This window comes from Galbibacter sp. BG1 (assembly GCF_013391805.1).
GTDB lineage: Bacteria > Bacteroidota > Bacteroidia > Flavobacteriales > Flavobacteriaceae > Galbibacter.
On record NZ_CP058364.1, the window covers coordinates 684,760 to 706,944 of the forward strand.

20 protein-coding genes are annotated in these 22,185 nt (G+C 38.0%); 11 read left to right on the top strand and 9 right to left on the bottom strand.

Annotated elements, in window-relative coordinates; genetic code table 11:
- Nucleotide 1: 1 nt before the first annotated feature.
- A complete protein-coding gene (locus HX109_RS03055; RefSeq protein ID WP_178949740.1) occupies nucleotides 2-631 on the top strand; it encodes a DUF4230 domain-containing protein in 630 nt (209 codons plus the stop codon).
- Nucleotides 632-720: 89 nt separating this feature from the next.
- On the opposite strand, the gene HX109_RS03060 is transcribed toward HX109_RS03055, so the two are convergent.
- The 5 genes from HX109_RS03060 to HX109_RS03080 all read right to left on the bottom strand — a co-directional run bounded on the left by HX109_RS03060 (nucleotide 721) and on the right by HX109_RS03080 (nucleotide 7,510).
- Complete coding sequence (locus tag HX109_RS03060) at nucleotides 721-2,400, bottom strand: XAC2610-related protein (protein ID WP_255462753.1); 1,680 nt, start codon at nucleotides 2,398-2,400, stop codon at nucleotides 721-723.
- Between the two features lie 168 nt (nucleotides 2,401-2,568).
- Complete coding sequence (locus HX109_RS03065; RefSeq protein WP_178949741.1) at nucleotides 2,569-4,326, bottom strand: aromatic amino acid hydroxylase; 1,758 nt, start codon at nucleotides 4,324-4,326, stop codon at nucleotides 2,569-2,571.
- Between the two features lie 352 nt (nucleotides 4,327-4,678).
- Nucleotides 4,679-5,236 carry a DUF4136 domain-containing protein gene (locus HX109_RS03070; protein WP_178949742.1) on the bottom strand — a complete coding sequence of 186 codons (558 nt, stop codon included), beginning with the start codon at nucleotides 5,234-5,236 and terminating at the stop codon, nucleotides 4,679-4,681.
- 47 nt (nucleotides 5,237-5,283) lie between these two features.
- Nucleotides 5,284-7,314, bottom strand: coding sequence for a urocanate hydratase (locus HX109_RS03075; RefSeq protein WP_178949743.1), 2,031 nt, complete (start codon nucleotides 7,312-7,314; stop codon nucleotides 5,284-5,286).
- A 43-nt stretch (nucleotides 7,315-7,357) separates the two neighbouring features.
- Nucleotides 7,358-7,510 (bottom strand): DUF5522 domain-containing protein, encoded by a 153-nt coding sequence (locus HX109_RS03080; protein ID WP_178949744.1) that lies wholly within the window; start codon nucleotides 7,508-7,510, stop codon nucleotides 7,358-7,360.
- 159 nt (nucleotides 7,511-7,669) lie between these two features.
- On the opposite strand from HX109_RS03080, the gene HX109_RS03085 reads away from it, so the two are divergent.
- From HX109_RS03085 to hemL, 4 genes are read left to right on the top strand one after another with little or no spacing between them, the layout of a single operon-like run.
- A complete protein-coding gene (locus HX109_RS03085) occupies nucleotides 7,670-7,993 on the top strand; it encodes a hypothetical protein (protein ID WP_178949745.1) in 324 nt (107 codons plus the stop codon).
- A gap of 52 nt (nucleotides 7,994-8,045) precedes the next feature.
- Nucleotides 8,046-8,942, top strand: coding sequence for a 1-aminocyclopropane-1-carboxylate deaminase/D-cysteine desulfhydrase (locus tag HX109_RS03090; protein ID WP_178949746.1), 897 nt, complete (start codon nucleotides 8,046-8,048; stop codon nucleotides 8,940-8,942).
- Nucleotides 8,939-9,757, top strand: coding sequence for a glucosaminidase domain-containing protein (locus tag HX109_RS03095; protein ID WP_178949747.1), 819 nt, complete (start codon nucleotides 8,939-8,941; stop codon nucleotides 9,755-9,757). The genes HX109_RS03090 and HX109_RS03095 overlap by 4 nt, the downstream gene beginning before the upstream one ends.
- 13 nt (nucleotides 9,758-9,770) lie before the next feature.
- Entirely contained in the window at nucleotides 9,771-11,054 is a 1,284-nt protein-coding gene (gene hemL, locus HX109_RS03100; RefSeq protein WP_178949748.1) for a glutamate-1-semialdehyde 2,1-aminomutase, read from the top strand.
- 95 nt (nucleotides 11,055-11,149) lie between these two features.
- Here hemL and HX109_RS03105 read toward each other — a convergent pair whose 3' ends face one another.
- On the bottom strand, nucleotides 11,150-12,661 hold the full coding sequence (locus HX109_RS03105) for a GH3 auxin-responsive promoter family protein (RefSeq protein WP_178949749.1): 1,512 nt from the start codon (nucleotides 12,659-12,661) through the stop codon (nucleotides 11,150-11,152).
- 40 nt (nucleotides 12,662-12,701) lie between these two features.
- Between HX109_RS03105 and HX109_RS03110 the strand changes: the two genes are divergently transcribed.
- Nucleotides 12,702-13,502, top strand: coding sequence for a DUF2797 domain-containing protein (locus HX109_RS03110; protein ID WP_178954024.1), 801 nt, complete (start codon nucleotides 12,702-12,704; stop codon nucleotides 13,500-13,502).
- A 47-nt stretch (nucleotides 13,503-13,549) separates the two neighbouring features.
- On the opposite strand, the gene rpsU is transcribed toward HX109_RS03110, so the two are convergent.
- A complete protein-coding gene (gene rpsU, locus HX109_RS03115; protein ID WP_178949750.1) occupies nucleotides 13,550-13,744 on the bottom strand; it encodes a 30S ribosomal protein S21 in 195 nt (64 codons plus the stop codon).
- A gap of 114 nt (nucleotides 13,745-13,858) precedes the next feature.
- Nucleotides 13,859-14,053: a cold-shock protein gene (locus HX109_RS03120; protein ID WP_178949751.1), complete on the bottom strand. Its 195-nt coding sequence runs from the start codon at nucleotides 14,051-14,053 to the stop codon at nucleotides 13,859-13,861.
- Nucleotides 14,054-14,476: 423 nt separating this feature from the next.
- Here HX109_RS03120 and HX109_RS03125 point away from each other — a divergent pair, with 423 nt between their 5' ends.
- Nucleotides 14,477-15,961 carry a catalase gene (locus HX109_RS03125; protein ID WP_178949752.1) on the top strand — a complete coding sequence of 495 codons (1,485 nt, stop codon included), beginning with the start codon at nucleotides 14,477-14,479 and terminating at the stop codon, nucleotides 15,959-15,961.
- A gap of 122 nt (nucleotides 15,962-16,083) precedes the next feature.
- The gene (locus tag HX109_RS03130; RefSeq protein ID WP_178949753.1) at nucleotides 16,084-16,554 is read left to right on the top strand and encodes an ankyrin repeat domain-containing protein; all 471 of its coding nucleotides are present in this window, start codon (nucleotides 16,084-16,086) and stop codon (nucleotides 16,552-16,554) included.
- 5 nt (nucleotides 16,555-16,559) lie between these two features.
- Here the strand turns inward: HX109_RS03130 and HX109_RS03135 are convergent, their stop codons facing one another.
- Nucleotides 16,560-17,195 carry a Crp/Fnr family transcriptional regulator gene (locus HX109_RS03135; RefSeq protein WP_317170432.1) on the bottom strand — a complete coding sequence of 212 codons (636 nt, stop codon included), beginning with the start codon at nucleotides 17,193-17,195 and terminating at the stop codon, nucleotides 16,560-16,562.
- 152 nt (nucleotides 17,196-17,347) lie between these two features.
- Here HX109_RS03135 and HX109_RS03140 point away from each other — a divergent pair, with 152 nt between their 5' ends.
- The 3 genes from HX109_RS03140 to ccoN all read left to right on the top strand — a co-directional run bounded on the left by HX109_RS03140 (nucleotide 17,348) and on the right by ccoN (nucleotide 22,185).
- Nucleotides 17,348-19,723 carry a heavy metal translocating P-type ATPase gene (locus HX109_RS03140; RefSeq protein WP_410504059.1) on the top strand — a complete coding sequence of 792 codons (2,376 nt, stop codon included), beginning with the start codon at nucleotides 17,348-17,350 and terminating at the stop codon, nucleotides 19,721-19,723.
- A gap of 71 nt (nucleotides 19,724-19,794) precedes the next feature.
- A complete protein-coding gene (ccoS, locus tag HX109_RS03145; protein ID WP_178949756.1) occupies nucleotides 19,795-19,977 on the top strand; it encodes a cbb3-type cytochrome oxidase assembly protein CcoS in 183 nt (60 codons plus the stop codon).
- Between the two features lie 3 nt (nucleotides 19,978-19,980).
- Nucleotides 19,981-22,185: a cytochrome-c oxidase, cbb3-type subunit I gene (gene ccoN, locus HX109_RS03150; protein WP_178949757.1), complete on the top strand. Its 2,205-nt coding sequence runs from the start codon at nucleotides 19,981-19,983 to the stop codon at nucleotides 22,183-22,185.

A 22,185-nucleotide genomic window follows, 5' to 3' on the forward strand; every position in this document is an offset into this window, starting at 1 on the left:
CATGCGAAAGATTCTGTTCGGGATTATTATTACCCTTCTAATTTTATGGACGTATCAGCTTTACAAAAGACATCAAGAGCGATCGGCTTATCTTGAGGCAAATACCGCACTTATTCAGCAAGAGGTAAAAAACGTACGAAAACTTATTGTCACCGAAGGTCATTTTTCTCAGGTATTTAATTATCAGCAGTCCGAAAAAATTTTAGCAAACCTGCTTACCACCGAAAAAAAAGCCCTTGTTGTTGTAAATGCCGACGTTACGGTAGCTTACGATTTGAGTAAGGTTGATTTTGAAATTGACAAGGATAATCAAACCCTGTACATCACCGGAATCCCAGAGCCTGAAATAAAAATTTTCCCAGATTTAAAATATTACGATATTTCGAGTGATTATTTGAATCCTTTTAACGAGAAAGACTTCAATAAAATTAAGGATCAAGTCAACGCTGCGATTCAAAAGAAAATCAATAATTCTGGCCTAAAGGAAAATGCTCAAAACCGCTTGATAACAGAATTATCGCAGTTCTATGTTCTAACAAATTCTATGAATTGGAAGTTGGTGTACAACAATGAGGTTATTGAAAATAAAGAGGATTGGGAACGTTTTAATTATTCTTTTACTGAAAACTAAACTGGCAAAACTACTTTCTATATCATGTTGGAAGCCTTCCTGATCAAAGCCACTTTGATTTTTATTGAGAATGACGGCCCCAAACAAAATTATTTGCCTATTCTAGACTTAATCCACAGCAAAAATTGATTTTTAAAATCGCTTGGATCCCACTTTTGGTTTTTTGCAACGTTATCTATTTTTTCTACCACGGCACTGCGCTGTGTTTTTTGGTAATGAATAATTATTTTACCATCGGTGTTGGTACTCCAATAGGTTTCCTTGTGCAAAATTTCCCCTTGCTGCCCTATTTTTATAATTCGGGCGCTGTAGTTATTATTACCGGTACTGGAAGTATAAATTACAGACCTGTTATCTCTATCCAAAATCAAATGCGGAGCTAACGATGGCCCCGTGAACGCATCATTCTTTACAAAGGTTTTGCTCGTGGGATTAAAAACATAAGCGGCATAGGTTGCATTCCTATTTAAATCGTATCCTTCTGGAAAAGGCAAATCGGTATACCCATCGAAGTTAATATCGAAATCGGTAACTGTATATTCCTGTTCAGACAAATCGCCTATATTGTAAGGTTTTTTAATTGGGGACAATGGCGCTTCAAAAACAAAACTACTGTCGGCCACTTTTATGAGGTCACGTTTAGAAACCGAAACTTCTACTTCAGTTGGATTGGCATTGGTTTTTCGAGTATACCTTACGGAATATCTCCATAGAACATCCAATTTATTAATTTCAAAAGGCTTACTATAAACAAAAAAAGTACTATCTATAAGTTCTGGGTAGTACTGTGGATACTTTTTTTCAAATGTAAAAGTATCTACCGCCGCTGTTTTGAACATAAATTTCTTAGTATACCTGAACTGTTTAACCACAGAATCGGTTTTATAGGCCACTACGTGTTTCGAATTTTTAGTCTGAGTTTCTGAAATCTCTATGGCCTTGAAGATAGAATCGTTTACAAAAGCACTTTTAAATTTCGATTTCTTTCCTAGGTTCTCACTATATCCACTTAAGGTAATATTAGTTAAAACCTTTACAGAATCCCTCATTATTAACTTTTCCAATACTTTTGTACTGTCCACAAAATAAAATGTATTAAGGGCGGTGGCATCCTGCAGATCCAACAAGCCATTCGATTGGTAAACTTTCGCTCCGCTGGCCAATGCACTCAATACAGAATCGTTGGTAATAAGGCGATCTTTACGAATGGTAAAAAATTTATCCCGGTCTTCTATGGCATACTCAAACTTTTTCTGCGGAAGCAAATCGAAGTAAAAATTGGCAGTGCGTATAGCTTTTCTAATGGCTACTGGAGATTTATTAAAATCGATGTCGTAAGCATGAAAACTGTTATTGGAGGCATCGTGTGTATAGATTTTATAGCGATTTTTTCCCGTGATATCGATTCTAAAAACGCTTCCACCAATTCTGGAAGTAATGGTTTTGTTGTTTTTTACAATCGCTGTTTGCTTAAATTCTTTTAATCTGCCAAGTTGCTTTTCCTTACCATATAAATTTAATGCTACAAATCCGGAATCAAGAGGCCTTTTAATTTTCGCCTTATAGTATACGGAATCTTCTGTGGAAAGTTCTTTATTCTTAGCCCTAAGAATATCCTTTATAAGGGCTTCATCGGTTACAACTCTTTCTTTTTTTTGCTGAAGTTTAAGCGAATCGCTGGCTGTAGTTAAGGTAGTGGTTTTATCACTATCGTTTTTACAGGCCAGGTTAACCAAAATGAAAACTAAAATGAGGCTATATTTTTTCAAATCTCTTGATAATTGAATTCGGCTAAAAATATAAAATCTTTTTACAGCATCACAGCTAATTGATTTTTAGTTAACGCGCAAACCAATAAATGCGCCAGTATAAACCCAATTAGGGGTTTCATTTCAACATTTTACAGTCGTCCAGCCGGGGATTCTTTCTCCCCTGTTTTATTTCACCAGTGCGTTATCCACCAATTCGATTCCATCATCAATTAAGTGCCCCACTTTAGGGCGATTTCTTTTTACGGCCTCCAAATGTCCCAAAATTTCTTCCGCAAAATTGTTATCACCATTATTTTTTGCCAACTCATAAAGTTCTACAGAAAGCAACCAATCGTTAGGATAATTCTCCTGAAGCTGCTCGAAAACCTTGTGCCGCGAGATGGTTGTATTTTTACCTTCCCGGTATTCGCGAACCTGTAGGTAAAGCGACTCCAATTTTAAGGTATCTTCATTCTTTTTAGCTTTAACCGTTTTTTCGGAAGGTGTATGTGTTATCAAATCGAAACTATTTACATCTGCCGGACCACTATATGCTGAAATCACCTCTTTACCCACCGCCAAATGATAGGTCCCCCATTCTGGCTCGAAAAGAAGAGTGTCGTTATGCTTTACGGTGCAATTGGTGAATGTGATTAAAATAATTTTCCCCATTAAATTTCGGGTTCCCGTTACAATAGTTCCAGAAACGGTAATACCTCCTTCAAACTCTAAGGTTACTTCATGATCTTCATAAATATGGTACGCTTTAAGATCCCTCGGACTCATATCTTCAATAGCGAGATTAATGCCCTTTAATTTCCCAATCGGACTCCCAAAACCTTGTGGATGCTGTTTAGTTCCATGCCCTACCAATTCTTTATCCCGGTAGGCAAGTGCTGTTTTCCCTTCGGTCTGGAAATAAATTACTTCTCCTTCGTTTTCCAAAACTTTCGAGAAAACTCCAGAAATCTGGATCCCTGTGCTCAATTCAATAGTACCGAGAGCAGTAGAATTTATAAGTTTTTTTACGCCGCTCAATCCGCCTCTACGGAGGGCCATTTTGTTGGCAAATTCCTCTAAGATTAAACTAAGATGTGCAAAATCGGGTGTAACGTACAATTGAGGTTGCGGCTTTGTAATATCGAAATCCTGAAAAGTAGCCTCTATGGTATAGGGAAGTTTTTTCACCTCATCGGTCATACACCATTTACTCTCACCTATAGACGAAAGTAGGCCAGCTCCATATATTTTGGGATTCTCCACCGTACCGATCAAGCCATATTCTACGGTCCACCAATGTAAATTTCTAATTAACGACATTTCACTGGGCTCCCCCATATTTTGTTGCAGGTCTTCTACTTTTTTCTCTGCCTTTTCTATGTCTTCTACTGAAGTTCCTTCCGCCTCTTTAATGATGGAGAGGTGACGAATGGCTTCATACATTTCGTAATCTTTGGCACTGGAAATAGCCTTGCAACCAATCTCCCCGAACCTTCGCAGGTACTCTGCATATTCTGGATTTGCAATTATGGGAGCATGGCCGGCCCCCTCGTGAATAATATCGGGAGCTGGGGTGTATTCTATATTTTCCAGTTGTCGAATGTCTGATGCAATCACCAAAACATTGTAGGCTTGAAATTCCATAAAAGCATTTGGAGGGATAAAACCATCAACCGCAACGGCGGCCCAACCAATATCCTTTAAAATACGGTTCATTCCATACATACTCGGAATATGGTCTATGGAAATGCCAGTTTTCTTTAAACCATCTGTATACGATTTGTGCGCAACCTGACTGAGGTAATCTACATTTTTGCGCATTACATATCTCCATACCGCTTGGTTAATGGGGGTATAATCCTCATAATCTTGCGGTTTGATAAACTGTTTTAAATGTTTAGGCAATCGATCTAATAATGGATTGCTTTTATATCCTTTTTCCATAGATTTCTGTTTCCATTAATAAAAACATTCATAGTATAGCTGCGCCTCTAATTGCATCACTTCGATTTCTTTTGGCGATTGTGACTTTTTTAATTCGCGTATTTATCACAATTTATACTCGTTCACCAATATTTGAGAGCATCTTAACGACTCTCAGAATTCGTTGGCACTAGCTTCCCAACAATTGGCTCAAAGCGTAAGCAATAAATTACTACCGTTTTTACTGGTTATGTAAAAATACAAAACTTACGTCCATTGCGAAAACGTTATCGTGGATTGTTGGCAACAAAAAAAGAGGTCACAAATTGTGACCTCTTACTATCAATAATATATCATTCGTTGAACTCTTTCCTTAGTCAATACTTGCAACTTGACTTGTTACTGGTGGGAATTGAGACAAAATTTCTTTAACAAACTCGTTGATACGGGCTTCTTTTTTATCTATATCACCATCGGTAATTAAATCTCCGGTTCCCTTTCCTTGCCAAACCAGTTCCTTTTTATCGGCATCTATTAAATCGATATACAACGAACCTTCTGTTTCGGTGTATACGCTAGGATATCCTCCACCCCAGCCCCATGGACCGCCGTACCAACCCCAGCCCCAGCCCATGTTGTTATAAACACTAACACGGTCTACTTCTTTGGTAAAGATACTCACTAGAATATCAGGGTTTTCCGATAATCGATAGCCCCTGTTTTGTAATTCATATTGAATAGCCCTTAAAATACGTTTTTTATCCAGGTCGGAAATTCCTGCTTTATCGATTCCCGGCTTATAAAATGCAAAGGATTTATATTTTCCAAAATCTACTTGGCGATCGTAATCTGTTGCCACATCAATAGAAGAACAGGCACCCATAAGTAGTGTTACAAGCAATAGACCGGTAAAGAGTTTAATTGTCTTCATTTTACTTTGTTTTTAAGTTATTTAATCTCAACGGATATTTTTTTCAGTTAAAACAAGTTTTCGTCTACCATATTAGGCAGTGTAACTTTTAAATTAGGCTCCACTTCCATGGCTCTTTTTATAGCAAAAACAGCTTCTTCGTTTCTAGCCCAACTCCTTCTAGCAATGCCATTGTTTACGTCCCAAAATAACATAGACTGCAAACGAGCATTGGCTTCTTTAGTACCATCAAGAACCATACCAAATCCGCCATTTATAACTTCTCCCCAGCCAACACCGCCACCATTATGAATACTTACCCAGCTAGCTCCTCTAAAACTATCCCCAATTACATTGTGTATAGCCATGTCTGCGGTAAAACTTGAGCCGTCGTAAATATTAGAGGTTTCCCTATATGGAGAGTCGGTTCCACTAACATCGTGATGATCTCTCCCTAAAATTACGAAACCTATTTCATTTTTTGCTATAGCTTCATTAAAAGCTTTTGCTATTTTTATTCTCCCTTCAGCATCTGCATATAAAATCCTAGCTTGGGAGCCAACCACCAACTTATTTTCTTGTGCCGCCTTGATCCATTGAATATTATCTTCTAATTGTTTTTGAATTTCCTCTGGAGCTGTTTCTTTCATTGCCTCCAAAACGCTACATGCTATGGCATCAGTTTTTTTAAGGTCTTCTGGATCTCCACTGGCACAAACCCAACGGAATGGGCCAAAACCATAATCGAAACACATGGGCCCCATGATGTCTTGTACATAACTTGGGTAAGCCCATCCCCCAGCCCCTTCCCGAAGGGAAGAGGAGTCTACAAATTCTCCATTTTCATTTTTATAAATTTTGGCACCGGCTCGCGAAGCTTCCAAAAGAAAGGCATTTCCGTAATCGAAGAAATAAGTCCCCTTCTGGGTGTGCTTGTTAATAGCTGCTGCCTGTCTACACAAACTCTCCTGTACTTTCTCCTTAAAAGTTTCTACATCGTTTGCCATTAAGTGCTGCGCCTCTTCGAAAGAAACCCCTACTGGATAATAACCTCCCGCCCACGGATTGTGCAAACTGGTTTGGTCGGACCCCAAATCTATCTTTATGTCTTCCTCATCAAATTTCTCCCAAACATCCACCACATTTCCTTGATAAGCAATAGAAACAGTTTCCCCTTCGGCCTTGGCCTTTCTAACCCGCGCTGTTAATTCAACTAAATTATCAATAACCTCATCTACCCAACCCTGTTCATGCCTGGTTTGAGTAGCTTTTGGATTCACTTCTGCACAAACGGTAATGCATCCAGCGATATTCCCCGCCTTTGGTTGGGCTCCGCTCATCCCCCCTAATCCAGAGGTTACAAACAAACCTCCCTTGGGATCTTTTTTAATTTTTCTAAAACCGTTTAAAACCGTAATGGTTGTACCATGAACGATTCCTTGTGGACCGATATACATATAACTGCCCGCTGTCATTTGTCCGTATTGAGTAACCCCCAATGCATTAAATTTCTCCCAATCGTCTTGTTTGGAGTAGTTTGGAATCATCATTCCATTGGTAACAACTACCCTCGGCGCATTTTTATGCGATGGGAACAGCCCCATTGGATGGCCGCTATACATCACCAAGGTCTGTTCATCATTCATTTCCGAGAGGTATTTCATGGTTAAGCGATATTGCGCCCAATTCTGAAAAACCGCTCCGTTCCCTCCATAGGTAATCAACTCATGAGGATGCTGTGCTACTTTAGGGTCGAGATTATTCATGATCATAAGCATAATCGCAGCCGCATGCTTGGATTTTGCGGGGTAACTCTCTATCGGCCGGGCGTACATATCATAATCGGGGCGAAAACGATGCATGTAGATTCTCCCGAAATCCGCTAACTCCTGCTTAAATTCCGGTATTAAATCTTCGTGAAGATTTTTATCAAAATAACGTAATGCGTTTTTAAGCGCTAATTTTTTCTCTTCGGAAGTTAGGATATCCTTTCTTTTCGGAGCGTGGTTCACTTCTTCATCAAAAGGTTTCCTTGCAGGCAAAACAGTGGGAATCCCTTCTTTAATCTGACTATGGAATGTATTTTGTACTTCTATCATGGGAAATTATATTCATTCAGCATTGTGCTAAAACAATCCTACATTAATTTTTATTTTTTTTAAAGCCATAAGGGCAATGTCTACAACCATTTTCACAGCAATACCCTCTCTTTAAATGGTACTGCTCGGTAAATACCCGATAACCTTCTGGTGATAGATAATAATCGCCTTCTTCAGGCTTCAGTATTTTCTTCATAATTTTTGAATAATTCTCAAAAAAGCGATCGATTTATTCATTTCAACTAAATAATCATCACTTTAAGCAATAAAAAATTGGAAATAGCATTGGTAAATACAAATCCATTTTATCTTTACAAAGATAATAGAAAACCATGGCACCTCTAAAAGCTTGCGTATGATTCTTATTTTTAAGCATATTTTCCCAAAACGCTATGTTGGCCTAACATTTTGGCCATTAATTATATTAAAAGAAGACAAGCTAAAGGATGATGAAGTACTTATAAATCACGAACGCATACACCTAAAGCAACAATTGGAATTACTTATTATACCATTTTACGTGTGGTATCTCACCGAATGGGTAGTAGGAATTTTTAAGTTTCGAGATCTCAACCTTGCTTATAGAAATATAAGTTTTGAAAAAGAAGCCTATAAAAACGAAAACAACCTAAACTATCTTTCCAACCGAAACTCTTATGCGTTTTTGAAACACTTTTAATAGCAACCATAAAGTGCTTCTTATCCACTACCTTTGCACTTAAAACGCCACCTTGCACAACGAAGAGATAATTTTAAAGGAAACCAAAGCGGCCAACGTTCGATTGTTCATCAAACGGGAAGACCTCATCCATCCTTTTGTTTCGGGGAATAAATTTAGAAAACTAAAATTCAACATTGCCGAGGCTCAAAAACTTCAGAAAAAAACATTGCTCACTTTTGGTGGCGCCTATTCCAACCACATTGCAGCAACCGCTTATGCCGGATATGAAAATGGATTGCAAACCATAGGAGTGATTCGAGGGGAGGAATTGGAAGAAAAATGGGAAAACAACGCCACACTTTCCTTTGCGCAAAAACACGGAATGAAACTCTATTTTGAAACACGTTCGAATTACAGGAAAAAGGAAACCTCTGAAAATTTGAAGAAATTGCAAGCGCTTTTCGGGGACTTCTATTTAATTCCAGAAGGAGGTACCAACCTCAATGCGGTTCGAGGATGCGAAGAAATTCTAAGTTTCGAAGAATACCATTTTAACTATATATGCTGTGCTGTAGGTACCGGTGGCACTATTGCCGGACTCATAAATTGTTCACAACCTCGTCAACAAGTTTTGGGATTTCCAGCCTTAAAAGGCGATTTTTTGCCGACAGAAATACGTAAATTTGCCCATGATGATAACTGGAAGTTAAATACCGATTACCATTTTGGTGGTTATGCCAAGGTAAATACCGAACTCATTACATTTATAAATGAGTTCAAGCAAAAAACTGGTATTCCCCTAGATCCTGTTTATACGGGAAAAATGATGTTTGGCATACTAGATCTTATTAAATCTGGTTATTTTAATGAGAAAACAGAAATATTAGCCATTCATACTGGAGGTTTACAAGGAATTTCTGGAATGAACAAACGATTAAAACAAAAGAATTTACCACTTATAAAATGATGATAAGACGTCTAGTTTTTGCTTTTTTAGTACTTTTTTTGGTGAGCTGTGGCGCTAAAAAAAAGTCCTCATCCTCAAAAAAACATCCCCGTAAACACTCTACAGTAGATAGAAGACCCTCTACCAACACTTACGACTCCAACAATTCCAAGGAAACCGAAACCCTGGAATCTACTTCTATGACCACCGTTTACACCGAAACAGTAGACGATTATATAAATGTTTATTCACCCATCGCCCAAAAACAAATGCAGAATTATGGAATTCCTGCCAGCATTATCTTGGCTCAAGGAATATTGGAAAGTGGCGCTGGAAAGGGGGAACTGGTACGTAAAGCCAACAACCATTTTGGGATAAAATGCCACACTGGATGGACCGGAGAAAGAGCTTATCACGACGACGATGCCCGTGGCGAATGTTTTAGGAAATACACACATCCCCTATATTCTTACCAAAACCATTCTGAGTTTTTAACCACCCGTAGCAGGTATGGTTTTTTATTCGACCTCGACAAAGATGATTACAAAGGATGGGCTAAAGGTCTTCGAAGCGCTGGCTATGCTACCGATAGAAGATACCCAGACAAATTGATAAGCCTTATAGAAAAATACCAACTTTATAAATATGATGCTATGGTGCTGGGAGTAGATCCAGCAAAAGTCAAACCAATTGCAGAAAATGCCTACCGTGTTGAAAAGGGAGATACCTTGTATTCCATATCAAAAAAGTACAATGTTTCGGTAGACGATATTAAAAGAAAAAATGGATTAAGGGATAACAATATTAAAATAGGACAAATATTGTATCTAAATTAAAATTGAGAAGAAGATGATTTATAAAAGAAGTAGTGCACTTTTTACAGAAGCTAAAAAATATATCCCTGGAGGGGTAAACTCCCCTGTAAGGGCATTCAATGCCGTTGGCGGCGAACCTATATTTGTAAAGCAAGCAAAGGGAGCCTATCTATATGACGAGGATGGAAATAAATTAATAGACTACATCGCTTCTTGGGGCCCTATGATTTTAGGACATGCTTTTCAACCAGTCGTGAACGCTGTTATTGAAAAAGCCGAACTGGGAACTTCTTTTGGGATGCCTACCCAAATCGAAACTGAAATCGCCAAATTGACGGTTTCCATGGTGCCAAATATCGACAAGATACGATTTGTTAATAGCGGAACAGAAGCATGTATGAGCGCCGTTAGACTAGCAAGGGGCTTTACAGGAAAAGATAAAATAATTAAGTTTTCTGGTTGTTATCATGGCCATTCCGATTCTTTTTTAATTCAGGCAGGCAGCGGCGCTGTCACCTTTGGAAGTCCGAATAGCCCAGGGGTAACGCAAGGAACTGCTAAAGACACACTTTTGGCCCAGTATAATGATTTAGATGGCGTTAAGGATGTAATAGAAGCGAATAAAGGTGAAATTGCCGCTATCATAATTGAGCCAGTCCCTGGGAATATGGGTTGTATTATTCCTAAAAAAGGTTTTTTACAAGGCTTAAGGGAACTTTGTGATAAGCACCAAATACTTTTAATTTTTGATGAAGTAATGACAGGGTTCCGCTTAGCACAAGGAGGCGCACAGGAACTTCTTAATATTAAAGCCGACATTGTTACTTTTGGAAAGGTTATTGGTGGCGGACTCCCGGTGGGGGCTTTTGCGGCACGCAATGAAATTATGGATTACCTCGCTCCAACTGGTCCCGTTTACCAAGCGGGAACCCTAAGTGGGAATCCACTTGCTATGGCAGCGGGACTTACCATGCTTACATTTCTAAATGAGCACGAAGGCATATTTAAAAGCTTAGCCGATAAAACCTCTTATCTACACAAAGGTATTGAGAATGAACTCCAAGCGACCGACCTTACCTACACCATCAATCGTTTAGGGTCTATGATTTCTGTTCATTTTACAGAAGAAGTGTACGATTTTAAAACGGCAGTAAAAGGAAACAATAAAACCTTTAAAAAGTTTTTCCACGGGATGCTTCAAGAAGGTATTTACTTACCGCCGAGTGCTTTTGAAAGTTGGTTTTTAAATGATGCCCTTACTTATGAAGATCTCGACAAAACCATAGCAGCCGTTGGTAAAGTCGCTAAGACGCTGTAGTTTCAAAACATCAATAAAAATATAATCTTGAAATAATTTCTCTTCTGAAGGCATGGCTTTTAGAAGGGATTTTTTTTGATACCTATCCAATGTAATCAATTCATCCCCAACAATTCCTCCAAATAATGTCGATTGCTGGAAAGTCTGGGTATTTTATGTTGCCCACCCAATTTGTCATATTTTTTCAACCAATCGTAAAATAGGTCTTTACGGGCCGTATGTACAATAGGTAAGTTTAACGTAATATTGTTGTAGCGCTTCGCTTCGTAATCTGAGTTCAGGGATTTTAGAGTGTCGTCCATTATTTTGGTAAACGCTTGCAGGTCTTCTGGTAATTTTCTAAACTCAATAAGCCATTCATGTCCGCCTTTTTCTGTTCCTTTCATAAAAATAGGTCCGGCGGTATAATCCACAATTTCAGCAGCGGTTGCTTTGCAGGCTACCTGCAATGCTTCTTCGGCATTTTCTATAATCAACTCCTCACCAAAAACATTAATATGGTGCTTTGTTCTTCCGGTTACTTTTATACGGTATGGATCGGTAGATGTAAAACGAACGGTATCCCCTATTAAATAGCGCCACAGTCCTGCGTTGGTAGTAATTACCATAGCATAATTTTTATTGACCTCCACTTCCCAAAGCGGAATAATCTTTTCATTAGGGGTTCCATAAGTGTCCATGGGTATGAACTCGTAAAAAATACCATAATCCAGCATGAGTAGCAGCTCATCAGAATTATTTCGATCTTGAATGGCAAAAAACCCTTCCGAAGCATTATAAATTTCGTAATACCTAAAATTCTTCCGAGGCAATAACCGCTCATACTGTTCGCGATACGGATTAAAGCTTACCCCTCCATGGAAATATACTTCTAGGTTTTCCCATATTTCAAACAAGTGGTTCTTCCCAGTTTTTTCCAAAACTTCATTCAACAAAACCAACATCCAAGAAGGCACTCCAGCCAAACTGGTAACATCTTCCCTTACCGTTTCTTCTACGATGGCGGCCAATTTACTTTCCCATTCGCTCATTAAAGAAACTTTATTGCTCGGGGTACTGCTCATTTCCGCCCAAAAAGGCATATTGTCTATTATTATGGCCGATAGATCACCAAAAAACGTATTGTTATCTTGATAGAGCTCTTTACTGCCTCCCAAGCGCAAACTTTTACCCGTAAACAACTTAGAATCTTCGTTGTTGTTAAAATATAAGGAAAGCATGTCTTTTCCCGCTTTAAAATGGCAGTCTTCCAAGGATTGGGTACTTACTGGAATAAATTTACTTTTTGCATTGGTAGTTCCACTACTTTTTGCAAACCACTTTATACTTCCTGGCCAAAAAATATTACTCTCCCCCAATCGCGCCCGTTCTATCATAGGCTCAATATCTTCATACCGTACAATAGGCACCCGTTGAGAGAAGGTTTGGTAGGCCTCCATTTCATTGAAGCCATATTGCTTCCCCAACTCAGTATCCCTTGCTGAAGACATAAGTGAGGTAAGCACCTCGGTTTGTACTTCCTGCGGATATTTAAGAAACAATTCCATTTGGTGGAATCGCTTTTTTAGCAACCATGAAGCAATAGAATTAAATAATGGAATTGGCATTTTTTTAAATTATATTTGATAAAAATAGGAAAAAACTTTTATCATGTTCGAAGGTGTTCTAACTAAAATGAAAACCGAGTTTACACAACCGGTAAATTACTACTTAGTATTCGAAAACAACTATATAAATTTCAATCAATTACTCGATAAAACCATACAAATTAAATTCGTAAAATACGAATGTTTAAACTGTCACCTAGACAAACCTATTTACCGACAGGGATTTTGTAAAAGTTGCTTTTTTGAAACGCCAAAAGCGGCCGACTGGATTTTAAAGCCAGAATTAAGCAAAGCACATTTAGATATTGAAGATAGAGATTTAGCATACGAAAAACAAACACAACTACAACCGCATATTGTTTATTTAGCCAATTCCAGTAGTGTAAAAGTTGGGGTAACACGCAAAAGTCAAGTCCCTACCCGATGGATCGATCAAGGGGCACACGAGGCCATAGAGATTGCCGAACTGCCCAATCGCTATTTGGCTGGAATTACCGAAGTGGCTTTAAAAGACCATGTTTCAGACAAAACCAACTGGAGAAGCATGTTGAAAAACGATATTAAAGACGAGGATCTTGCTGAATATAGGGCAAACCTAAAGCAGTACATTCCAGAAGAAGCTTTGCCTTATTTTATAGATAACAATATGGAAACCACTATCGATTTCCCGGTAAACAGCTATCCAGAAAAACCCAAAAGTCTCAATCTGGCAAAAACTCCAGAATTTCAAGGGAAATTAAAAGGGATAAAGGGGCAATATTTAATTTTTGAAGATGATACGGTATTCAATATCCGTGCTAATGAAGGACTGGTAGTTGCTATTAATGTCTTACCAGCCTAAAGGGAAGTTCAATATCTTAAGTTAAGGTCAAAAAAAAAAGTTAGAGATTAATCCTCTAACTTTCTTTGGTACTCTTGCTTGTATTTTGCTTTAGCAACTTCTTCTCTTCGTTGTTGGGAAGGTTTTGTGAAGTGTTGATTACCTCTTAGCCTTTTCAACTGTTGCGTCTTGCGGTATTTTTGTTTGTATCTTTTTAAGGCTCTATCTATATTTTCGCCTTCTTTAATTGGAATTATAAGCATTCTATAAAATTTTTAGTTAATAAATAGTTTCACCAAAAATATTCGGAGAAATCAAACCCGAAAGGGGATAAAAAAACCATCCTTTATCAGGATGGTTTTCTACTTTAAAAATGCTTAGTCAACTAATTCTACGTTAACTGCATTTAATCCTTTTCTACCTTGTTCAGTTTCAAATCTTACTTTGTCGTTTTCATTGATATCATCAATTAAACCACTTTCGTGCACAAAGATATCTTCACTGTTATCTGCTGCGGTAATAAATCCAAATCCTTTGGTTCTGTTAAAGAACTTTACTGTCCCTTCTTTCATTGTGTATAAATTAAAATGTTAATGGTCGATACCGCAAAACAAAAAAACCATAAGGTATTCTGCTGTTACGAATATCTATTGCAAAAAGTAAAAAAAAGTGGGATAATAAATTCTCGGAAGGATAAAAAATACCAAATTTTGTGTTGCTTCATTGCTATTGGGTGCAAAGTAACGCCTTTATTTCTGATAAATCTATTTATTTGACACTTATTTATCTATAAACCTGAAAAATAATTGTTTAGCTCCTATAAATCATAGGATTTCGCTTCATTGTATAACTAAAAACATTTCATTTCAATATCAGCATAGGCAATCTCTATTCTTTAATTATGTTAATCAATCCAAAATCAGCTTTTAAAATAATTATTTTCCGTAATTTTAAGATTATCAGCATTATACACACAAACTTAAATAGATATCATTATGAGCAAGAAAAAACTAACAACATCGGCTGGGGCACCGGTCCCATCGAACAAGCATTCCATTACCGCTGGAAAAAGAGGTCCTGTATTATTGCAGGATTATCAATTGATTGAAAAACTGGCCCACCAAAACAGGGAAAGAATTCCAGAACGCGTGGTGCATGCTAAAGGTTGGGGAGCACACGGTACTTTTACTGTTACTAACGATATTTCTAAATATACACGCGCCAAATTATTTTCTGAAGTTGGTAAAAAAACTGAAGTGATGGCTAGGTTCTCTACAGTTGCGGGTGAACTGGGTGCTGCAGATGCCGAAAGGGATGTTAGAGGTTTTTCGCTGAAGTTTTATACGGAAGAAGGAAATTGGGATATGGTAGGAAACAATACCCCTGTGTTCTTTGTGCGTGACGGATATAAATTCCCCGATTTTATAAGAACCCAAAAAAGACATCCTAAAACAAATTTAAGGTCTCCGGAAGCCATGTGGGATTTTTGGTCCCAGCAACCGGAAAGCTTGCATCAAGTAACCATATTAATGTCCGACCGTGGGTTACCTGTAGCACCGCAATACATGAACGGTTATGGGTCACACACTTTTAGTTTTTGGAACCACGACGGAGAACGGTTTTGGGTAAAGTTCCATTTTAAAACACAACAAGGGCATAAACACTACACCAATGATGAAGCAGCAGAAGTTATAGGAAAAACTAGAGAATCGTACCAAGAAGAACTTTTTGGAGCCATAGATGATGGTAATTTCCCTAAATGGTCTTTAAAAGTTCAGATCATGCCAGAAAAAGATGCCGAAAAAACCCCTTACAACCCGTTTGACCTTACCAAAGTATGGCCACATGGCGATTATCCATTAATTGATGTAGGAGAATTGGAATTAAACAGAAATCCGAGCAATTACTTTCAATATGTTGAAAATGCGGCGTACTCCCCTTCCAATATTGTTCCGGGAATTAGCTTTTCTCCAGACAGAATGTTGCAAGCACGAATTTTTTCTTATGCAGATGCACACCGATACCGCTTAGGGACTCATTACGAGGCATTACCGGTAAATGCACCTAAAGCTCAGGTTAACCATTATCATAAAGACGGTGCAATGCGATTTTTCGACAACAACAATGAAAACCCAGATGCCTATTACGAGCCTAATTCTAAAAACGGACCTGTGGCAGACGAATCGGTACAAGAACCACCTATGAGTATTTCGGGAGATGTAGATCGATACGGACACGAAGATCATGACGATTTTAAACAGCCTGGAGATCTTTTCCGTTTATTTAACGACGAGCAAAAAGAAAGACTGTTTGTAAATATTGCTACGGCCATCGATGGCGTTTCTGAAGAGATTGTAAACCGACAGTTAAAACATTTTTATGCAGCCGATCCAGATTATGGTAAGGGAGTAGAAAGATCCATTGAAAAAATGAAGACCACGGTAGACCCTAATTCCAACGAAATTCCTGAGGAGGTATAAGCTTAAAATTGTAATTTTGAAACACATATGTCATGCTGAGCCGACCCACATGTTACCACATATGGGAAAGCTCAGGATGACGTTTTAAGTTAACGCCGAAAATATTCAATTACTACCCGCCCATGAAAACAGAAGAACTATTCAATGCTATACGCAGCGAAGAAGACAAAATTGTAACGCAATTACTCACGGAAGACCCTAATTTGGTTAATACCATAGACCAACGCGGCTCTACTCCATTGCTGCTCGCCACCTATTATGGCTATCAAGATGTAGCCAGAAGTATTTTAAAATTCAATCCAGACGTAGATGCCAAAGACGCCTCTGGAAATACAGCTTTAATGGGTGTTTGCTTTAAAGGTTTTCTCGATATCGCAGAGCTTTTATTGGCGCATGGTGCAAGTGTTAACTTAACAAATGGTAATGATGCCACTGCGTTAATTTTTGCAGCTACTTTTGGAAGAGTAGACATTGTAAGGTTACTCTTAAAAAACGGTGCGGACAAAAACATGAAAGATGCCAGGGAACTTCAAGCTATAGATCATGCAAAAATGCAGGGAATTAAAGAAATTGTGAGAATTTTGGAGGCTTAATTAAGTTACAGGTCTTCAGCCAGCTGTTCTAACTTTACATCGTTTACAACTTTTATTTTTTTGCCTTCCGTGGCTATTAAATCTTTTTTAGAAAAATCAGAAATCATTCTAATCATAGATTCGGTGGCCGTACCCACCACATTGGCAAACTCTTCCCTAGAAAGGGAGATCTGCAGGAATCCGTTATTATCTACCCCAAATTCTTGTTTTAAATCTAATAAGGCCCTAGAAAACCTAGCCTTAACCGGTTTTTGTGCCATATTTACCACACTGTCGTTCGCCATTTTTAAATCGTAGCAAATATCATTTATAATATCTGCCGAGAACGCTTGGTTGTTCTTAAAAATAGAAAGGATTTCTGATCTTGGCACAAAACAAACTTCCATTTCTTCAATAGCAATGGCAGATAAGCTAACGGCTTCGTCGCTTATTAAACTTCGCTGCCCCAACAGATCCCCTTTTTTAATAAATTTTACAATTTGGTGCTTTCCATTGGAAGAGAGTTTTACCAACTTGCAAATACCAGATTTTATACAAAATACACCGTTTAGCTGTGTACCTTCCTTAAACAAATAAGTGCCCTTGGAAATTGTCTTATTCGTTTTACAATCGGCCACAGACAGTAATTCTTGTTTATTCAAACTTTTAAGCGCACCAAACTTTCGCACTATACATTGCTCACATCTACTAGGTCCATTATGCGACATTTCTAAATTTATTAATTATTTGGTTATGACAAATATCATAATTTTTATTCATATTTTTAAAGAGATTTGCCCTATTAAATTGGTTTATAGTGAGAGAATTATGCTTCCATTGCGGACTTGAGTGCAAAAAAGATTCATTGGTTTTTGATTCTAAAAACTTCTGTTGCAACGGTTGCAAAACGGTTTATGAAATTTTTTCTGAAAGTGGCCTTACTTCATATTACGATCTCGAAAAAAACCCGGGGACTACGCCGGTAGAAATTAAAGAAAAATACGAATATTTATCCAATGAAAAGATTGTTGAAAGCCTTTTGGAATTTAACGACGACACCATTCAAATTGTAAACCTCTACATCCCCACAATTCATTGCAGCTCCTGTATTTGGGTGCTGGAGAACCTTCATAAGTTAGATAAAAACATTAAAAATGCTCAGGTTAATTTTCCGAAGAAAACCATACGCGTAACTTATAAAACAGAGCGTCTAACCTTAAAAAAATTAGTTACACTTTTGGCGTCCATTGGGTATGAACCAAGAATAAACCTGGAAAATAAAAATACCGAACAGAATTTAAGCGACCGAAGTATTATTTACAAACTCGGTATCGCAGGTTTTGCGTTTGGAAATATTATGTTTTTATCATTTCCAGAGTATTTTGAAGTGAGTGAATTTTGGCTGGATCAATACAAACCCTTTTTTCGCTGGATTATGTTTGCGTTTTCGTTACCAGTGGTTTTCTATGCAGCATCCGACTATTTTATCTCAGCCTATAAAGGAATTACTTCTAAGGTTTTAAACATAGACATCCCAATAGCCTTGGGGATTGCGGTATTGTTTTTTAGAAGTTCCTATGAAATTATAACCGGTACAGGCCAAGGCTTCTTCGATAGCCTTTCGGGCCTTGTTTTCTTTTTATTGGTTGGTAAATTTTTTCAGCAAAAAACATATAGTTTCCTTTCGTTTGAACGCAGTTACAAAAGCTATTTCCCCATTGGAATAACCGTTTTAAAAGAAGATAATATCGAAGAAAGCATACAGGTACAAGAGGTAAAAGCGGGCGACCGTATTTTGATTAGGAATGAGGAAATTATCCCCGTAGACAGCATTTTAATGAAAGGGGAGGCTTATATAGATTACAGTTTTGTTACAGGCGAATCGGATATTGTAAAGAAAACTTCTGGAGATAAAATTTTTGCCGGCGGTAAACAAACACGCAATATCATAGAGGTGGAGGCTATTAAATCGGTTTCCCAAAGTTATTTAACGCAACTATGGAGCAACGATGCATTTAAGAAAAATAACGATGCCAATTTTAAAAACCTTACCGATAGTATTAGTAAGTATTTTACCATCGCCATACTTCTTATCGCATTTCTTTCCTTGAGCTATTGGCTGTGGAAAGATGCCTCCCAAGCCGCCTATGTTTTTACGGCAATTCTCATAATTGCATGCCCTTGTGCGCTGGCTTTATCGGCTCCTTTTACCCTTGGGAATTTACTGAGGATATTCGGCAAAAAAGGATTCTATTTAAAAGATGGCAATGTTATTGAAAAGCTGGCAAAAGCAGACACCGTGATTTTTGATAAAACAGGAACCATAACCGCAACCAATAAAAACTCCATTGTTTACGAAGGCGATTTCTTAAATGCGGAAGAAGAAAAGTTATTGAAAAACACTTTGCGGGGATCCAATCACCCTTTGAGCAGGCAGCTTTATGGAATTTTAAAATCCAACGACATCATTACTCTAGATGAATTTCATGAAACTACTGGAAAAGGTTTAGAAGCGCGGTTAAATGACCAAAATATAAAAATTGGTTCTGCAAGTTTTGTCGCTGAAAAAGTCTCCGAAGAAACACTAAAAACCAGCGTACACATTAGCACGAACAATCGATATAAAGGGAAATATATATTCTATAACAGGTACAGAAAAGGAGTTTCCAAATTATTTTCGAAACTTAGCAAAAAATACGAACTCGCAATTTTATCGGGAGATAACTCAAGCGAGAAGGAAAATTTACGTAAATTACTTCCTAGAAACACAAAGTTGTTGTTTAATCAGCGACCTATTGACAAGTTATTATACATAAAACACCATCAAGAGGAAGGTGCTAAAATAATAATGATTGGAGACGGACTTAATGATGCAGGTGCTTTAAAACAAAGCGATGTGGGCATTGCAGTCTCTGAAAACGTTAACATATTCTCCCCCGCATGCGATGCTATTCTAGACGCAAAGAAAATTACTGAAATAAATAAATATCTAAAAGCATGTAAAAATGGGATTAGAACCATTAAAGCCAGTTTTATACTATCATTCCTGTATAACATCATAGGTTTAATGTTTGCCATAACCGGAAATTTATCACCGGTTGTTGCTGCCATTTTAATGCCTTTAAGTTCCATAAGTATTGTTTTATTTACAACACTGTGCACCAATTATTTCAGCAGGAATTTAAAATAATTTTAACAGTATGATAAATGTCATACTTTTTGCTTTTTACAGCATTTAACTTTGCATCAGAATAAAAAAACATGAGTGTAATTTACCTTCTTTTATCCATCAGCATCTTAGTCGCAATAGTCTTTTTTATTGCCTTTATAAGTGCCGTAAGGTCTGGACAATACGACGATAGTTATACTCCTTCGGTAAGAATGCTTTTTGAGGATGAACTTAAAAACGAACCTAATACAACAGATAATAATAAACAATCGTAAACTATGGAAATGGAACAATTTTATTACGACAACAAAATTGTAAAGAAATTTCTTTATGCCACTATGTTCTGGGGAATGGTGGGAATGCTCGTTGGGCTCCTTCTCGCCTTTCTATTCATTTTTCCACATTTAACCGATGGAATATCCTGGTTAAGTTTTGGTAGACTTAGGCCCCTGCACACCAATGCTGTAATTTTTGCCTTTGTAGGAAATGCCATTTATGCCGGTGTGTATTATTCCCTACAGCGACTTTTAAAAGCTAGAATGTACAGCGATTTTCTATCTAATTTTAATTTTTGGGGCTGGCAACTTATAATCGTGGCTGCCGCCATTACCCTACCGCTTGGGTATACCACCTCTAAAGAATATGCCGAATTAGAATGGCCAATTGATATTGCCATTGCCCTTGTTTGGGTGGCCTTCGGTGTAAATATGATTGGTACCATTTTAAAAAGAAGACAACGCCACCTATACGTAGCTATTTGGTTCTATTTGGGAACATTTGTTACGGTTGCCGTTCTTCATATTTTCAATAGCTTAGAACTTCCTGTAAGTGCATTAAAAAGTTACTCGGTGTACGCTGGGGTACAAGACGCTTTAGTACAGTGGTGGTATGGACACAATGCAGTAGCATTCTTTTTAACGACACCGTTTTTAGGCCTTATGTACTACTTTGTGCCTAAAGCAGCCAACAGGCCAATCTATTCGTACCGACTTTCCATAGTTCACTTCTGGTCTTTAATATTTATTTATATCTGGGCAGGACCTCATCACCTGTTGTACACCGCTTTACCAGACTGGGCTCAAAACTTAGGGGTTGCATTCTCCATCATGCTAATTGCTCCTTCTTGGGGAGGCATGATTAATGGACTACTGACATTAAGAGGTGCTTGGGACAAAGTGAGAACAGATCCTGTATTAAAATTCTTTGTGGTTGCTATTACTGGTTATGGGATGGCCACTTTCGAAGGCCCCATGTTATCGTTAAAAACCGTGAATGCCATTGGGCACTTTACCGATTGGATTATAGCACACGTTCACGTTGGAGCCTTAGCCTGGAATGGCTTCCTAATTTTTGGGATGATCTATTATCTAGTTCCTAGAATGTTTAAAACAAAGCTTTTCTCTGTAAAACTTGCCAATTTCCATTTCTGGATCGGTACTTTAGGGATTGTATTGTATGCACTACCAATGTATGTTGCTGGATTTACACAAGCATCTATGTGGAACCAGTTTAATCCAGATGGAACCTTACTATACGGTAACTTTTTAGAAACGGTTACTCAAATTATCCCAATGTACGCCATGAGAGCTGCTGGGGGTACTCTTTATTTAATTGGTGCCGCTGTTGGAGTTTATAATGCCATAAGAACCATTAAACAAGGGGTAGACGTAAAAGACGAATTGGCTGAAGCTGCTCCTCTTACCAGGGTTTCTAAAAAGAGACTCTCTGGAGAAACGTTTCACAGCTGGTTGGAAAGAAAACCTGTACAGCTCACTATTTTGGCTACCATTGCCATTTTAATTGGAGGTGTGGTACAAATTGTTCCCACCATCTTGGTAAAATCCAACATCCCCACCATCTCCAGCGTTACACCGTATACACCATTGGAGCTTGAGGGTAGAGACATTTATATTCGCGAAGGCTGTGTTTCTTGCCACTCGCAAATGGTAAGACCCTTTAGAAGCGAAGTGGAACGCTATGGGGAGTATTCTAAGGCTGGGGAATATGTGTACGACCACCCATTTTTATGGGGTAGTAAACGTACCGGTCCCGATTTGCACCGTGTTGGCGGAAAATATAACGACAATTGGCATTTTAACCATATGTACGACCCTCAAAGTACTTCGGCAGGAAGTATCATGCCTTCCTACCGTTGGTTAATTACCGATAAGTTGGATAGATCGGACACGGAAGATAAAATGAAGGCAATGGCAAAAATGGGGGTTCCCTATACTGAAGAAGAAATTGCCAATGCACAAAAAAATATGGATCAGCAGGCTACTACCATTCAAGAAAATCTGTATCAAGATCCCGATTTTAAAGAATCTTATGAAGCCGACAAGAGAGCTGCCCAAATGAACAATGAAGATTTTGTGGAAATGAAAGACCGGGAAATTGTAGCATTGATAGCTTATTTACAGCGACTGGGAACAGATATAAATATAAATTTCGATCAAGAAGCATCAACCTCAAAAATTAAATAA

Excerpts from the sequence above, each read along its gene's own strand:
- HX109_RS03055 (WP_178949740.1), top strand. The coding sequence starts at position 2 with ATGCGAAAGATTCTGTTCGGGATTATTATTACCCTTCTAATTTTATGG.
- rpsU (WP_178949750.1), bottom strand. The coding sequence starts at position 13,744 with ATGCTTATAATTCCAATTAAAGAAGGCGAAAATATAGATAGAGCCTTA.
- HX109_RS03125 (WP_178949752.1), top strand. The coding sequence starts at position 14,477 with ATGAGCAAGAAAAAACTAACAACATCGGCTGGGGCACCGGTCCCATCG.
- hemL (WP_178949748.1), top strand. The coding sequence starts at position 9,771 with ATGATTTATAAAAGAAGTAGTGCACTTTTTACAGAAGCTAAAAAATAT.
- HX109_RS03130 (WP_178949753.1), top strand. The coding sequence starts at position 16,084 with ATGAAAACAGAAGAACTATTCAATGCTATACGCAGCGAAGAAGACAAA.
- HX109_RS03105 (WP_178949749.1), bottom strand. The coding sequence starts at position 12,661 with ATGCCAATTCCATTATTTAATTCTATTGCTTCATGGTTGCTAAAAAAG.
- ccoS (WP_178949756.1), top strand. The coding sequence starts at position 19,795 with ATGAGTGTAATTTACCTTCTTTTATCCATCAGCATCTTAGTCGCAATA.
- HX109_RS03095 (WP_178949747.1), top strand. The coding sequence starts at position 8,939 with ATGATGATAAGACGTCTAGTTTTTGCTTTTTTAGTACTTTTTTTGGTG.
- HX109_RS03085 (WP_178949745.1), top strand. The coding sequence starts at position 7,670 with ATGATTCTTATTTTTAAGCATATTTTCCCAAAACGCTATGTTGGCCTA.
- ccoN (WP_178949757.1), top strand. The coding sequence starts at position 19,981 with ATGGAAATGGAACAATTTTATTACGACAACAAAATTGTAAAGAAATTT.
- HX109_RS03120 (WP_178949751.1), bottom strand. The coding sequence starts at position 14,053 with ATGAAAGAAGGGACAGTAAAGTTCTTTAACAGAACCAAAGGATTTGGA.
- HX109_RS03080 (WP_178949744.1), bottom strand. The coding sequence starts at position 7,510 with ATGAAGAAAATACTGAAGCCTGAAGAAGGCGATTATTATCTATCACCA.
- HX109_RS03065 (WP_178949741.1), bottom strand. The coding sequence starts at position 4,326 with ATGGAAAAAGGATATAAAAGCAATCCATTATTAGATCGATTGCCTAAA.
- HX109_RS03075 (WP_178949743.1), bottom strand. The coding sequence starts at position 7,314 with ATGATAGAAGTACAAAATACATTCCATAGTCAGATTAAAGAAGGGATT.
- HX109_RS03070 (WP_178949742.1), bottom strand. The coding sequence starts at position 5,236 with ATGAAGACAATTAAACTCTTTACCGGTCTATTGCTTGTAACACTACTT.